The organism is Gottfriedia sp. NPDC057991 (assembly GCF_042886615.1).
Classification (GTDB): domain Bacteria; phylum Bacillota; class Bacilli; order Bacillales; family Bacillaceae_G; genus Gottfriedia.
The window spans coordinates 137,496-152,908 of the sequence record NZ_JBHVQN010000008.1 but is presented as its reverse complement, the minus strand read 5'-3'; the positions used below and the strand labels follow the sequence as shown (position 1 = coordinate 152,908).

15 protein-coding genes and 1 pseudogene are annotated in these 15,413 nt (G+C 30.6%); 4 read left to right on the top strand and 12 right to left on the bottom strand.

The annotated features are described in order from the left end of the window. Positions 1-236: 236 nt before the first annotated feature. The gene (locus tag ACFVR2_RS22945) at positions 237-479 is read right to left on the bottom strand and encodes an RHS repeat-associated core domain-containing protein (protein ID WP_387367407.1); all 243 of its coding nucleotides are present in this window, start codon (positions 477-479) and stop codon (positions 237-239) included. A 644-nt stretch (positions 480-1,123) separates the two neighbouring features. Continuing rightward, complete coding sequence (locus ACFVR2_RS22940) at positions 1,124-1,288, bottom strand: hypothetical protein (protein ID WP_387367276.1); 165 nt, start codon at positions 1,286-1,288, stop codon at positions 1,124-1,126. A 740-nt stretch (positions 1,289-2,028) separates the two neighbouring features. Here ACFVR2_RS22940 and ACFVR2_RS22935 point away from each other — a divergent pair. From ACFVR2_RS22935 to ACFVR2_RS22925, 3 genes and pseudogenes are all read left to right on the top strand, one after another. Then, complete coding sequence (locus tag ACFVR2_RS22935; RefSeq protein WP_387367273.1) at positions 2,029-2,778, top strand: hypothetical protein; 750 nt, start codon at positions 2,029-2,031, stop codon at positions 2,776-2,778. A gap of 310 nt (positions 2,779-3,088) precedes the next feature. Further along, a complete protein-coding gene (locus ACFVR2_RS22930) occupies positions 3,089-3,979 on the top strand; it encodes a CPBP family intramembrane glutamic endopeptidase (protein WP_387367270.1) in 891 nt (296 codons plus the stop codon). A 657-nt stretch (positions 3,980-4,636) separates the two neighbouring features. Beyond that, positions 4,637-5,290 (top strand): annotated as a pseudogene (locus ACFVR2_RS22925) (IS110 family transposase); the annotation flags it as partial. 313 nt (positions 5,291-5,603) lie between these two features. Here the strand turns inward: ACFVR2_RS22925 and ACFVR2_RS22920 are convergent. The 3 genes from ACFVR2_RS22920 to ACFVR2_RS22910 form a co-directional block, all read right to left on the bottom strand. After that, positions 5,604-6,041, bottom strand: a complete 438-nt coding sequence (locus tag ACFVR2_RS22920) for a hypothetical protein (RefSeq protein ID WP_387367267.1) — start codon at positions 6,039-6,041, stop codon at positions 5,604-5,606. 99 nt (positions 6,042-6,140) lie between these two features. After that, a complete protein-coding gene (locus ACFVR2_RS22915; RefSeq protein WP_387367264.1) occupies positions 6,141-6,872 on the bottom strand; it encodes an amidase domain-containing protein in 732 nt (243 codons plus the stop codon). 573 nt (positions 6,873-7,445) lie between these two features. Next, positions 7,446-7,661, bottom strand: coding sequence for a hypothetical protein (locus ACFVR2_RS22910; RefSeq protein WP_387367261.1), 216 nt, complete (start codon positions 7,659-7,661; stop codon positions 7,446-7,448). 74 nt (positions 7,662-7,735) lie between these two features. On the opposite strand from ACFVR2_RS22910, the gene ACFVR2_RS22905 reads away from it, so the two are divergent. Then, complete coding sequence (locus ACFVR2_RS22905) at positions 7,736-8,419, top strand: hypothetical protein (RefSeq protein ID WP_387367258.1); 684 nt, start codon at positions 7,736-7,738, stop codon at positions 8,417-8,419. Between the two features lie 97 nt (positions 8,420-8,516). On the opposite strand, the gene ACFVR2_RS22900 is transcribed toward ACFVR2_RS22905, so the two are convergent. The 7 genes from ACFVR2_RS22900 to ACFVR2_RS22870 all read right to left on the bottom strand — a co-directional run bounded on the left by ACFVR2_RS22900 (position 8,517) and on the right by ACFVR2_RS22870 (position 15,103). Then, on the bottom strand, positions 8,517-9,191 hold the full coding sequence (locus ACFVR2_RS22900) for a hypothetical protein (protein WP_387367255.1): 675 nt from the start codon (positions 9,189-9,191) through the stop codon (positions 8,517-8,519). Positions 9,192-9,453: 262 nt separating this feature from the next. Continuing rightward, a complete protein-coding gene (locus tag ACFVR2_RS22895; protein ID WP_387367252.1) occupies positions 9,454-9,627 on the bottom strand; it encodes a hypothetical protein in 174 nt (57 codons plus the stop codon). Between the two features lie 25 nt (positions 9,628-9,652). Continuing rightward, positions 9,653-10,375, bottom strand: a complete 723-nt coding sequence (locus ACFVR2_RS22890) for a hypothetical protein (protein ID WP_387367249.1) — start codon at positions 10,373-10,375, stop codon at positions 9,653-9,655. 450 nt (positions 10,376-10,825) lie between these two features. Continuing rightward, entirely contained in the window at positions 10,826-11,779 is a 954-nt protein-coding gene (locus ACFVR2_RS22885; protein WP_387367246.1) for a hypothetical protein, read from the bottom strand. 65 nt (positions 11,780-11,844) lie between these two features. Beyond that, entirely contained in the window at positions 11,845-12,381 is a 537-nt protein-coding gene (locus ACFVR2_RS22880; protein WP_387367243.1) for a hypothetical protein, read from the bottom strand. Between the two features lie 644 nt (positions 12,382-13,025). Then, positions 13,026-13,520: a hypothetical protein gene (locus ACFVR2_RS22875; protein ID WP_387367240.1), complete on the bottom strand. Its 495-nt coding sequence runs from the start codon at positions 13,518-13,520 to the stop codon at positions 13,026-13,028. Between the two features lie 92 nt (positions 13,521-13,612). Continuing rightward, positions 13,613-15,103: a beta propeller repeat protein gene (locus tag ACFVR2_RS22870; protein WP_387367237.1), complete on the bottom strand. Its 1,491-nt coding sequence runs from the start codon at positions 15,101-15,103 to the stop codon at positions 13,613-13,615. Between the last annotated feature and the right edge of the window lie 310 nt (positions 15,104-15,413).

Here is a 15,413-nt window from a genome sequence, read left to right as displayed (position 1 = left end):
AATAACAATTTAAAATTTTCTGATAATTAACTATATAAATTCTAATTATTGGATATTTTCTCAAACAGTAATAAAAACACCGGATTAACAATTAAAACTAATTTTTAACCCAGTATTAATAAAAATGATCATTTCTTATAACCTTATTCCAGTTGAACCATTTAGTGCATGAGCAACTGATGAGATTGTTCCTGTGGGATCGCCAAATGATGCAATATCGAATAACAACATACCTGCTAATGCAACTGTTGATGCTTTATATATTTAGCTATGTCCCAAGCTAAAAAAGCAGCATCAACAACCCATTTGCCATTTGAATCAACATGGTTTACTGGATTGTTTCGAGCATAAGCAAAAATATTATGAGAAAGTAATTCACCTGTTTTCCCCACAATATCATCAGCACTAATTAATCTTCCCCAGTCAGCGTTATAATAACGACTTTGTAAATAATATAAGTCTTGTAGCTCTACATTTATTTTGGGTAGGCTTTTTGATTACTACCATTCTTGCCAAGTGCAACCTACGATAAGTAAAATGGAGCCGTTTCGTTCATTATGACTATACTATGTTTTTTGTATCGTAAAAGGAGACAGATTAGAATATTTTCTTTCCAATCAAAAAAAATGACCCTCTCTTAAAAAAGGATCATTTTAAGTTTACTTTTAAGTTTTCAGGAAAAAATCGTTTCTTTCTTCTTTTTTAGTTACCAATTTGTTATGGTTCATGATTGACCGAATTTGGCTAATAACAATCAACGTACAAAATAAAAAACGATAACAAGAAGCCACTGGTATCCATTAAAATTTGCGAAAGTTTGTTGGACCTTTTCGAACGTATGAGAGAAGACCTACTAATAAGATTCCTTCGATATATGGTAGACTTGAAGATTTTTTTCTCGATTTTCTACGTCCCATATTGAATCCTCCTAGAACTTAGCCCTTTATAAAAACCGCCTAAAAGGCGGTTTAAATATATTTCCGATGCATGTTCTTACCATCATAACTAAACAATACGTTTTTCCCCTCAATCTTTCCAAACATAGCTGACTAAACTATGAATCTTTGAAACTTCATTTTCATTAATCTCAGAAATTTCAACAGTATGTTCTATATTTTTGCCTTTAGCATAAGGCAAGAAACACATCTCTATCCTCATTTGAGATAAAGGAAGCTGCTAAATTTTGTGCATCTTCTGGGCATTTAATACTATAATTTACAAACGGTGCTGATACTTCTCTAATTTCTTGTTTGATACTTACAACTTCAAAGATTGATGTTAATTCCATGTTTCAAAACTCCTCTTCACTTAGTATTTTTTTCTTTTGATTCACGAAGCGAATAGGTTCCCCAAAAGGAGGGGATTTTTCCCTTTTGCAAGTAGAACGAAAACTACACATAGGCAAATGGTCAAGGGAGTTCTTCGCACAAAAAGTTTTTTACGTTGCGATAGCACTCTTAAAAAAAATTTTTTACCCCTTGACCGATTGACCAGCTGCTAAGGTACTTATTCAGTACCATCGATTAATCGAGTTACATAATTGATACAGGAGCTCATTCTTCTCCCATCAACTAAATTAGCTGATAAGAAAAGTTTACTTTTTATGGTAAATCAAAACTTCCCCTGAAATATCTCCATTTTATCTAAATTATGTCAGTATATTTTCGAAAAAATTATAAATATATATTCCAAGTTAAAAAATATTAGTAAAATGCAAATTCTTTCATTCTTTATTTTTTATAAATTCTTAATATTATACTAATAATTATATTGGGTTATTTTAATACTGATTTAATAACGTTTTGGTTCACATTCGACAACAATCTACAAAAATAACCATAAAAGTAGCTCAATATTACCCAATTATCTAGAAAATAATATCACTTTACCCTCTTTAACTTTAGGCTCAGAAAAAATTACTTTGACATAAATAGTTTGAAAATTCTAGAATTAGTTATGCGCATTTAAAATTACCAAAAAATGGAAACAGGTAACGATATCGAACTGTAATATTAGGAGGAAAACTTAATGAAAAAGAAAATTTGTTCAATTGCATTAGCAGCAACTATAGCAGGAACAGGTATCAATGGAACTGTGGCTCAAGCAGAAACAAAACCTTTAAACGATTCGTCACTAAGTGGTAATTATGTATTAAATAAAAGTACAGAAGAAAATACAGTAGGGGTTGTTACTAGAACAGTAGGACCAGAAGAGTATTGGATATATAGACAGAATATCAATGGAATCATAACTGAGACTGTATTGGGTTCAGTTGCAGATCAACCTGTACCTCCTTCAATAGAGCCAGAAGTCATTGAAGAAAACACTGCATCAACTCAAGCCTTTATGAACACGATTCAGTCAATCCCTGATACTGGTGTAACTGATCAAGTAGAAACTACATCTATCCCGGTAGAAGGCGGAGGAACAATAATCGCTACTTACAACAATACTTTTAGTAATGTAGCCAAGGATGTACTCAATGCTGCATTAACCTCAGCTGTTATAGCTGTTACTGACGCTGCTGGAAAACTAACTAGAGCATCTGCTATAACATACAGAGCTTATTTAATTGCAGCTGCTACAAATTACATCAATACTCAAACAGCACCAGAATATACAAAAACATACATAGTTCGCTCTTGGAGTAGTTACTATAATAGATATGTATATAACTGGTATACTACTACTTACACAGATTCTTCAAGATCAACAGTCAAAAAGGTTCATATTTCTCATCTTTTGTTTAACGATTCTTCAGATTACTTATACTATTAAAATAAAATAGCATGAAAAAGTTAATCTTTATTATTGTCCTCTCATTTTTAATATTTAAGAGTGATGTAATTGTTCATTACACAGAGAAATATATGCATAACTCAATGGTTTCATCAATCTTTGTAGCTCTTATGTTTGGAATCACTATTGAAATACTTAACAAAATTAATTCTAATGAGGATAGTAAAACACTGCATTAATTAAAAAGTAAAAGTACATCTAGCATGTACTTTTACTTTTTTCCGTATATAAAAATAACTAGTATATTTTTAGTTCTTTTCTTTCTACTTTTTCCTTTGGAGGTCTTAAATTGAAAATCATTAATGCTAATCTAACTTTGAAATTTTTGCTATTAATGTATTTAGCCATTGAATTAAGCCAAATACTAGTGTTTATGTTATTAGCAATGGTAAATATAAATATAAATAATGGAATAATGTTGTTTACTCAATCACTTCTTTTAATTCTCCCTACTCTTTATTTATTTAAAAAATATAAAATTGATTGGAGAAAGGATTTAAGTTGGAGTAAAATTCCTTATTATCAATATTTCTACTTGGCAATATTTGTAATTTTATTTCAACCCTTTGCATACAAATCAGTGACATTAATTGAAAATATATTGAATATTCATACTTCACCTGAAAATGGCTCATTTTCGTATGGTTTTTTTGTATATGCCTTAATTTTTGTAGGACTACTTTCACCATTATATGAAGAAGTATGGTATCGAGGTGTATTGTTTGAGAACACTAAACATATGGGGGTAAGAACGGCAATTATATGGAATGGGCTAATATTTGGATTAATACATTTTGATATAACAGCCCTTGTTTATACATTTTTATTTGGGATGCTATGTTGTTATGTAGTGCATAAAACAAAATCTTTAATTTCCTCTTTATTCATGCATGTTTTATATAATTGTTTACAACTGATCCCAAAAAAAACTTCAACAGAATCATATTTTCAGTTTATAAATAATTATACTACCATTCTTTTTTGCACTTTACTCTTAGTTTTAATTATCTACTTATGGAACACTAATTTTAATAAAAATAAGAAAGATAATTCCATAAAGGAATATAACGATTTTGTAAAACCCACTAATAAAAAAACTATACTAAAAGAAATAATAAACATCTATTCTATTACAATAGTTATATTGTTCATTTTAATTAACTTTTTCATACCAAACTAACTTTGACTATTGAATATGCTATGGACCGATTATTTGTGCTATCTCTTCTAATTAATAAGCACTCAAACAATGTTGAGTGCTTCGGCAATAGAAAAAATAGCCTGCTTTTTTTATTCGTAAAATTGGTCCTTAGTTTAATCCAAGTTCTGGAAAAATATTAATATCTTTTACCTATTTGGAGACAAGTATTTCTTTTCAATTATTTCACGTTCAATATCATCTAATGCATATTCCTTTTGCTTGACTTTAATTCTCTTTTCCTTTTCTTTATCAACGATCTTAGGAAAATCACTACACCTTCAGCAATTTGTTCATCTTTATTTTGTATTGCAACCCTTGATGCCTTAAATCGTTTTAACTATTTAATAACTACTTTTCTAACCTTCTTCTCATCTATTTCATCAATAAATGAAAGTTGTTCAAAGTTCATGTTATGCCTCCTTCAACTTAGGAGTTGTCATTTATGTTGGCATTAGCGAACTGTGTCGATTGTATTGGTTTACTTGTTTAGGATACACCATTTGATATGACTGAGTACATGTTTGAGGCTGGTTGGGACTTGATCCCGAATAACAAGCGAAGTTATGAAACTATAAGAAGAGCTAGAGGTTACTGGTGTAAAAAAGAGTGAAGGAGAGATGTTAATGAATCCAGTAGTTGGATATTTCCAAAGGAGAAAGTGAAGTACAAGCCTTTTTAAATAAGAGTATTCCTTACGGAAAAAGCTTCAAAATTTATCACACAAGCGAGGGTTTAAATTTCTTTCTACAATTTTTAAAGGATTTAGAAAACAAGACGTTAGTTAAACCTACTATCATTCTAGAAGCCACAGGACATTATCAAGCACCTGTCATTCAATTCTTAGAGAAATACAATTACTTGTATATTATGATTAACCCTTTAGTGTCTCATCAGTCTAAAAAAACAAGCTTAAGAAAAGTAAAAACTGATGCCATGGATGCCTACAATTTGTGCAAAATGTTTTATAAAGAAGAATTAGAGTCCTATAAAAAGCGAGGAATTAATCTTTTAAATCTACGCCATTTAACAAGACAACATGAGGCTGTAACTGGTCTGTATATTCAAGCAAAGCTACAATTTCATACTATGTTAGATCAAGTATTCCCTGAATATAGACGTGTATTTGGTGATATATTTTCTAAGGTTTCTTTAAATCTATTAAAAGAATTCCCTACCTCTGAAAAAGTTCTGGAAGTATGCGAAGAGGTGTTAACTGATAAAATTCATACTTTATGTAAAACACGATCATATCAATTGGCATTAAAAAAAGCAGCATTATTAAAAGAATCTTAGGAAATGGATTGGCTACACCTTCAGCTAATTGTTCATACGCAGACCAGCTACTAAGGTACGTAGTACCATCGATTATTCGATTTACATAATTGAGACAGGAGCTTATGCTTCTCCCCTCAACTCAATTAAGCTGATAAGAAAAGTTTACTTTTTATGGCAATTCAAAACTTCCACTGAAATATCCCTAGTTTTGTCATCACTTTCATCTAGTTTTTGTCGGTTTTTTGTCGAAGAAAAAATAAAAAAAGTCACTCTCAACGAGAATGACTTAAATCCTTAATATATTTTGGACTACATGTATTTTTACCTCTTATGCATATCCAGAATCTTTAACTCTCCATTTTCCATTTTTATTATCTCTAACCAGAGTCCAACTAAAATCATCCATTGTTTTATTCGGTTCCCAACCTCCAACAACAGAAGGACCTGTTTTAATAGCACCAAAGACCACAATAACATTTTCATCATGCATATAATCTTCAGTCGTTCCAATCGCTATCGCTTCTTTCTCTGAATAACGTAGATCCGTAATTGTACATCCTTTGTTGTCTTCATTCTTCTTGAATTCTTTCTCGACGGTATCAAATGCTGTGTTAATATCATTCTTAGTCAACTTTTCAGATTGTCCTATTTTTTCCTTTACCGTTTCAGCATTTGTATTAGTATCCGTTTGATGCTGATAGATTAAAACTGAGATTCCTACAACTAGCAATAGAAAAAGTGCGAGAAAACGTTTCTTATTTTTCATAAACAGAACCTCTATTTTAATTTTTATTTTTTTAAAAGCGACTTTCCCAATTTAATTAATTAGGGTTTCCTACTACCCGAACTTGTGGGAAATCTTTAACTAAAACTTAATTACCCTATAGTCATTATTTTCATCACTAATGGTGAATAGTGAATAGCGTAATCTATCAATTGAATGAACATCGTATGTAACTGTACCATTACTATTATATGCAATTACAATAGTATGATACCAACCACGTCCACCTTTGTCATACAATTGAACAATATCACCTGCCAGGGAATATCCCATTACTCCTGATGCATAGCTATATTTTTGTGTTGAATGACCTTGGCTACCTACCCAATAATTGTAAAAACCAACAACAGTTGACCAGCTATTTGAGTAATGTGTTGAGTCTTTATAATACCAATATTCTGCACTTGGATCTACACCAGAATATGTTCTACTTTCAATAGGGTAACCACCAGCTTTGACTACTTGAGACGCAAAATTTGTGCAATCTGTATCACCAAAGTCACGGTAAGCTGGATTACTACCTTTTGCCCAGTAGTCAGCATAACTTATAGCTGCACTTCTGCTATAAGTAATTGTAGGAGTTACAAGAGATGATGCTGGCTCTTTCGTCTCTGACTCGTAGTTCATTACTTGGTTTTCATTTCTAATCTCATTAATCGTTTTACTAGTAATACTTGGATCTAACTGAAAATTTCCGCCAGTATTTCCAGAATTATCTAACTCTATTAAATATGTACTTGCGTAAGTTCTTATAAAGTTATAATCAGGATTTGCTTCAAGTTCAGAAAATTCCCCATCTTCTTGAGTACTCATAAGCATATCTAGTAGAAAACTTGTATATTCAGTTGAACCGATTGGGGGGAATTCAAGCCTCTTTCTACAAAAAACTAATTATAATTGCTCAAATATTCTGCATTTAATTACAAAAGACCTTAACTTAATTGCATTTATCCAAAAGTAGAAAGCACTCAAACAATGTTGAGTGCTTCAGCGATTGAAAAGATTGCTTGTCTTTTATACTCATAAATAATATTTAATTTTATTAAAATTTTCAAATCTATTTTACTATTAACTTATCAAAACGAAATTTGAATGCCTCAGCTGAAGAACTTACTTCACTTTATGGTCGTACCTATCAATCTATACTCCTACTCCTGAATCCGAAATTTATCTCAATTCATCTATACAGACCATTCAAAATGAAACATATGATGAATCTACTATTGAAGAAAGAGATTTAATAAACCAAGGATTTCTTTCAATCCGAACTAGTCCGAATTTATTTGGGGCTAGTGATTATGCAATTGATGTAAAGTACGTAAGAAATAATCCTATAATTCAGGAACAACTTTTTGACTGCTTAAGATTAGGTAAGAAAGTTTATCTTTATGGCGGATTAACATATGCAGAGTATGCAGAGTTCACAGGGATACTTATTACAATTGGGGATGAAGAATTTGGTGCCGCACCGGATTTAACAGACAAAGGAGGTACAATTGAAGAAAACCCTGATAGTATGCCGTTTGAAGATGAAGATATACATGATATTATTGGGTATACATTGAATACAAATAATCCAGAACGTTTATTTACGTCTGCCATTTTTACAACAGATCCTGATACAGAAATAACCACACGTGTTTTTAGAGGTACTCCTTCTATTCCAGAACAAACTAATGAAACCAAGTATTTACGTGATATTTTATATAGCTTATAGCTTAAATAATACAATTCAAACACAAATAGAGTCGATACAGACTACCGAGGTTACAGGAGAAAAAAATACTTCATTTTTGAATAAATCTGTTGCTTATGCATCGGATCAAGTGAAAAGTATTCCTAAAACTGATATAATATCAATTTATTCAGGTAGTTTAAAGATAGGTGAGGCTTGGCAAGATTGGGCGTTAGATCAAGTTTTTTCTGAACACGACAAAACCTTTGATCTTTTTGATGTAAGACACAAAGTACAATTAAAAGGATTTAATAATTCATGGCCGTACTATTTAAAAGTAAGTCATGTTCTTCCACTTAGTCCGGACGAACTTGATGAATGGGATCCACATGATGACAGCAGTAATCCATACAATGTTGAAATTGCTTATCCATGGGGAGTTGCTTTTGGTTTTAATATGAACGGTGAGCCAAAAGTAGATGCAACTGGAAATATTGATACTGATTATGCACAATGGACTGTAAGTAAACCAGTGACTGCTGCTGATGATATGAATGGCGACGCTTTTAGACCTGTCATAAGTTGGAAATCTACTGGAACATATGCAACGATGGATATTCGAATAGAGGCTAAATTTGCACACTTTGTTGGCGGCAAATACCTATTCATATGGAACAGGGACTAGAAAATTAGATGTTGATTACGATTATACTAATCCAGTAAAATGATATTTGAATATACAATAGACAAGGACTAGTGTAATTAAACTAGTCCTCTTTATTTTAGCGTAAAAGATCAATTATTTCTTTCTCTGGCTTCATCATCTTTGTTCCTTTTTCAGAAACGAAAAAAATAGGACCGTTTTTCTTGTAATATATTTTTATTTCTACATCATCTATTTTTAAGTATCGAAATAGTTCTCCTAATGGTTTTTCTTTGGTATCGTATGCATCCTCATTAATAAAATTAATTAATTGATTGATTTTGTTTTTATTCTTTATAAGCTTCTCTGTAATTTTGTTTTCATTCATTACTTCTACTGTAATTGGAATAATGGAAAACCATGTGGTAGCTGCAGGTGGAAAGTATAAATCAAATCTAATCTCAGTTTGGTTATCATTGTGACTATATCCACCAGAAATGTTTAATTTTCCTTGATTTGGCTTGGTCCAACGGGACATAAAACCTGATTGAAACACTTCATCGTATTCTAACTCCCATCCGGATTTTTGGAGATCTTTTAAATAAAAATTATGAATTTCTTTCAAATGATTTCTTTTAACGACATAGTGGCCATCTTTTAGTTCTAATTTTTTGTAAAGGCCAATGTCTTTACGTTGTTCTGGAATCACACTCATTCCTTCGTGAGGATCACCTTGGATTTTCTGATAAACTATAAATCCCCCTACAGCAATTAATATAATAAGGGCTAGCCATAGTAAATGAATTTTTTTCATCTGCTTCATCCTCCCTTATCAATATATAATATCTATTCTATTTCAATGAAGAAAAATCCTATTGTATATTACATACATTTTTAGTTTACATAATGGACCTTATCGGCAATAAAAAGAAGGTTCCTTAATTAAAGAACCTTCTTTAGTGCTGCTTTTAAAATCTGAATACTACTGAAAGAGAAAAGTTTATCAATGGAGATTAATTTTTATTTATTATGTAATATATTTGTAGTTTCATAGTAGCTTTATTAGAATAGTGTAATTATAAATATTGTATAAATACAAAACCGGCTAATAATTGAAGTATACATAATCCCATTACTACTCTGGAAATTAATTTCCAAGTTGATTTGTTTTGTAAAAATTTTCTTAATAATAACCAAACACCAACATAGAAAACTAAAATAATAAAATAAACTAAATAAAACCCATTCATGAACTAATCTCCTTTGTTTAAATTTTTATGGTGTAAAAAACCTTGCGTCACATCCATTAGGATCAACATTCTTCATTTCAATACGTTTTGTAAATGAAACAAACCCCAAAGTTGCTACTGATGCAATACGAAAATTCCCATTTGCAAAACCATAACCACCATCAGCCCAACCTACAGCAGATCCATCAGTAATTATTACAGCTGGATTAAAATTTTTATGGGCTGTCAAAGCTCCATTTGTAGATGTAACATAATCACCATTTTTATAATTGTAATACAAAGTTAGAGAAAATGAACTTACAGATAAACCAAAGATTGTCATTTTGAATGTAACTGTTTTATAAGTACCACCTATAATACGTGAATCAGGAGGAGCAACTACTGATGAATCTTCTCTAACAAGCTCAATACCTTGTCCCAATTCAACTTCTCCTGGAGCTTCTAGTTCATCTATTGCATTTACAGTGGTTGTAGTTACTTCAGGTTGATTTAAATAATTTAATGAATTAATAAAGTTTGTTTTTTCCTCATCTGTATAATTCATATATTGATTATAAGCTGCAGTCAAATCAGGATCTTCATAACCAGAAGAAATATTTTGCTGAATTTGCTCTTCTAAATATTCTTGATAAGAACCTGGTGTTTGAATTAATTCGTTATCACCACTATCAGCTTTCACAAATCCTGGTTTAACAAAAACAGTTATACTTAAAACAAACACCAGCAAAAAGGCTATAAACTTTTTCATTAAAATTCCCTCTTTCTTATTAAATATATAGATAATATAAAAATACTTAAAACATCCACCTCCTTTTTTATTACCAAATATATTTTTTGAAAATTATGTCATTTATTAAATTATCTATAAGTTTTAAATAGTAATCAATCGGGTTATTTATTCCCTCAATATATAGATAATTCGGGTGTTTTTGAGTTTTAAACGACAAAAAACAACATAGTTAATTAGGTAAAATTGGGTTAATTTTGTAAAAAAAGGAATTTTTAATTAAAAAAAGCCTACCAGCAATTGGTAGACTATAAAAAATGATGTAGTTTACATAAGTACGATTATAGGTAATTAAAAGGATCTTGCAGTTGTTATTAACCCTTATAGTAGACAGTCAAAAGAAAGGTTTGCACTGTCTACTATAAGGGTTAATAACATACATAGATCCCATTTTGTTTCTTTTTGAATATTCTATTCAATAATTACCCTATTACTTGACATAAACTCAGCATCAACAAAAGGTGTATTCTTATTTAGATTTTTGTAAGGACTTGGTAAGAATAAACTAACTAAAACATTTCTGCCTTCTTTTAATTGATTTTTTTGGATTGAGGAAGTGATTGATTTTTCTTCCCCTGATTTTAATTTATCATAAACATAAAGGTGTTTAGAGTCGATTTTGATTTGCTTCCAGTTCAAAAGAGTGACTACATAAAAATCAACTTCTTTGTCCCATTGATTTCCAAATACTAATTGGTAATCAAAACCACCTAAATTTTTACTTAAAATTGGTTTATATTTTTCCTTATTTTTTCCTATTAGTACACCTGATACTGTCCCTTGAACTTCAAAATCTTCATTTTTCGCCTGAAAAATTGGAGTATTGTTAGATGGAATTTTACTAATGTTTTTTAAAATATTTACTCTTACCGAATAAATTTGTGAATCATTAAATGCTTCTTCTATTGTTTCATACTTCTTATTAGGGTTCTTTATAATTAGGTAACTAAGGGAGTGAAAACCATCATCAATTCCTTTTTCAATATGAATAGGGGTTATGTTTCCTGACTTCGTATGAAAAATATAGGAATCCATTGATGTCCCATCTATTTTAAATTGAACCTGTTTTCCATTATCAAAAAGTAATAAGATAAATTCAAGATCTTCTGAGGTTTTATTCTCTAAAACTAGCGTCTTTTTGAAAAAGTCTTCTTTTAATGTAAAAGTTCTTTCTTTTTCAATAGTTTTATTTTCGCTATAAAAGGATAGACCGATACCTTCTGCTCCCTTAGACACTGGAAGCTCATGTCCCCTATAATCATCGTCGTGTTGTTTTATTTGAATCTGCTCCTTTTGGCAACCTGAGAATAAAAATAAAAAGATTAACAAAAATATATTGGCGGCTACATAGGCATGTACTTTCATAAATTTCTCCTATCTTAAAAATTTTAGAAGCATAATATAGCCTAGCTATATTATGCTTCTAATTTTTACCAGGCTGATTTAGCTACGGTTGTAGGGTACCAGCTTTGGTATCCAGTATGTTCAAAAGTATGATTGGACGTATCTTTCAATGTGCCATCTCCAATAACATTTGCTTTTGAAGCAGTTGCGACAGCAGTGGATGCATGTTGATTCGACACACTCTTTTGAGCCAAGACCGTTGATCCCATGGTTAAGGTAGTAAATACGCCAACTTTATCAATAGATTTATAACCACTTTTACTTTTACTAGTATAAGATTTAGAAGATCCTGTGCCATTGAATGTCATAGTAAAATTGAATTCATATGTTCGAGCTACCTTTGATGATGCCACCCAGAATGGAGCTCCTAGAGGTACTACTTGTAGCTCTTTTTCTACCTCGACTGATTCTATACCATCACTATCATATGTAACAGTCTCTTTTACTGTATCACCATATTCATCAGTGTAGTACGTTGAAGCATAAGCACTTTTTGTGCCCAATAGTAAGCTCAATGATACTAATGAAACTAGCACTCTCTTTTTTAGTACAACATTCTTCACCTGACACCTCTCCTTTTTCCATAAAATGGTAATACATATAAATAGTTACATTAATTCGTAAATTTAGCAAGGTAGGAAATTAGACATAAATTTTGTTGTTTCTACAAAAATCTTTCAAGTCTGAGGCTTAATAGTCAATTAGGAATATTAATCAAACGTTGTAAATCCGTATTTTCAGGACGCTACCCATCAAATGTTTAAATTTGATTACATTATTTATTTAAAATAGGAGTTTCATAACTAAAACTCTTATTTTGTTGTCTTTTTTCTCTTAGTTTAATAGCAATAATCATAGTATGACTATGATAGATTGTAATTCCGTTATATTTAATATTTATGAGAACTAAAAGAAACTTTAGATGTATATTATATTCAAATCTAGTTTACATAAAAAAGCTTATCGGCAATAAAAAAAGGACCTTCCAAGGAAGATTCTTTTTTTTGCTGCTTATATAACTATCGCAGTGATAGCTGAACATGAGCGTATTAAAAAGTCGATTTCTGCGATTGTTGGACATATAAGGCAAGGAAAATAGTAATAAAGAAACTAAGAATCAGAATTTTTGTAGTTTGTAAATCCTGGAATTGAACTTTCCAATTGATAACGGAAAAGAGTTTGTTTCGAAAAAATTTAGATGTCTAATCTAATTACTATTGGTATAAAATTTAAGATTCATTGGTGGCTTTCCCCAAAGTTTTGCACTTTTATAAGTAGCATCACTCGTAGAGCAACCTAAATTAACGCTTGAATACGCATCAGTACGACAAAAACCCCACCAAATATCTATAGCATAAGTTGTTAGAGTAGGGTCAACCCCTGAATCTTGTAAATAATAAGTGTCGGTAGTATACCCACTATAATTTGTTATTAATTGTGGTGTAACAACCTGTGATCCAAATGGAACCCTAGCATCAATTGTGGATTTTTTCATTGCAACAATACCATCAGTTGGAAGTTTATTAGAAGCTGTATACCTTTTTACACCTGGTGTAATATATTGGCTTGCTGTATAAGCAGTTACATTTTGAGCAGGTTCCGTAAAGTAACCAGGAACTGAATCTGTACTGGCAGATGCCAACGATGGTGTTAAACCAAAAATTAAACTTATGATAAAAAGTATGTTCAATTTCTTTCTCATGTAATTTCCTCTCCCACTTAAAAGTACTTTTATTTAATTTTTCTTCCATCTGATTTTATTAAAAATATATACTTAAATTAATGATTTTACTTTCAATTCATGTTTTCCCAATAAAAGTCTGGTACAGTTGCAATAAATAAATTATTATGGGTAAAATCTAAATCTGTAATAATTCCTTTTTTAAATTTATATATACTTTTTGTTATCCACTCATTATTATCACCTCCTAAATTAATTAAATAAATTGTTCCATTTTCAGAGATTCCAAATAAATTGTTTCTCTTTTTAATTAATATACTTATTTGATCATTGATTTCAAGTTTGTGCCAACTGTAATCTTTTAAATTATGAATCCATATTGATTGCTCTGATTGAACAACTAAATAATCATCACCAATTAGCCGTAGATTTGAGGGAGCACCTAATTTATGAGGTAAATTTAAATGAATCCATTTATCATGGTTTTTGAGAATTACTTTCCAATCATTTGTTAAAAGTATTAAAGTACCCTTATCAGAAATTTGAAGTGAAATGATAGAGAGAGATTTAGGCACACTATTTTTCTTCCAATTTTCACCATCATCGTTTGTTGTGTATATATAATTGTCAGATAAAACAGCAATGTTATTGTTCTGTGAATAATCCATTTTCTCAATTTTTGTCTTTAATGTTAAAATTCTCTTCTTTTTATTTCCAGATGAGTTAAGTCGTAAAATCTCTGATTCAGTTGCAACATATAATTCGTTATTGGAATTAATCCATGCATTGAGTATATTTTGATTAAAGTCAAGTTTATCCCATGTTTTTCCGGAATTTCCACTTAATTCTACGAAAGGTTGCACTGCAAAATTAAACACTCTTGGCTTTCGATCTCCCCATTTAACCAAATTTTTATTATTAGTTGAAATCCCCTTAATAGCCCTTCCTTTTTCATTTAAAAATAATTTAGGTGAACTGGAATTTAATGATATAGTATATAAACCTCCTCCGTGTGGCACTTTGTGCATTGCGTCTGTAACTTCCGCATTTTTAGGGTCGAAGCTAATTCGTGTAAATAATTTATTTCTATCAGTACCCAAAATGGTTATACTTGGTTTCCCTTCGATAAGATCAAGAGTATACTGGTAACCTGTAGCCCAATCCAATCCTTTCTGGAGACCATATTTTTTTTTTGCTATATTTAGTAGGTATGGACTATCAAACTTAATATCCTCCAATTTTATCGTTCCATTATTATCCCCTACATGCTCACGGCTAAAGGATATTTTCCCTTGAGAAATTCCTATAGATAATAATTTTTGATTTGATGCACTAAATTCCATATTCCAATTATACCGTTTCCCAGTTTCTCCCTTTGAACCTTCCAAATTTTCGTCGACACTTGTTATCCTCGTTAAAGAAGCATTTTTATTCCATGTTTTTGCTCTATTTAAGCCAAGATATATAGCCTCCTTAAGTGTTAATTCTTTGTTATTACTCTCGTTATGCACGGTTTTTTTTTCACTATTTATCTCTATGTAAAAGAAACTGAACACTATTAAAATGGTAACTAAAAAATAAATTAGAATTTTTCCACTTTTCATTTTTGATTAATCTCCATTCTGAATTTGTTAAAAACTGGTATTTAGTTTCATTATTTACAATGTTAATACTCCTGTCCATAAGTTAAATTGCTGAATTTTATCTTCTTTTGTAGAATATGGGGTAGCTTCAGTATTCCTCACTGTACCCCTCTTTAAAATAGAATTTTTTTCACTATCCTGAACACCAAACGAACGAAAATCACTTTTTTTCTAATGAATATCACATTCATTTCTAGTTTACATAAATAAACTTATGGGCAATAAAAAAGGAACTTCATTTGGAGTTCCTTTTTTAACGCAATAACCATTT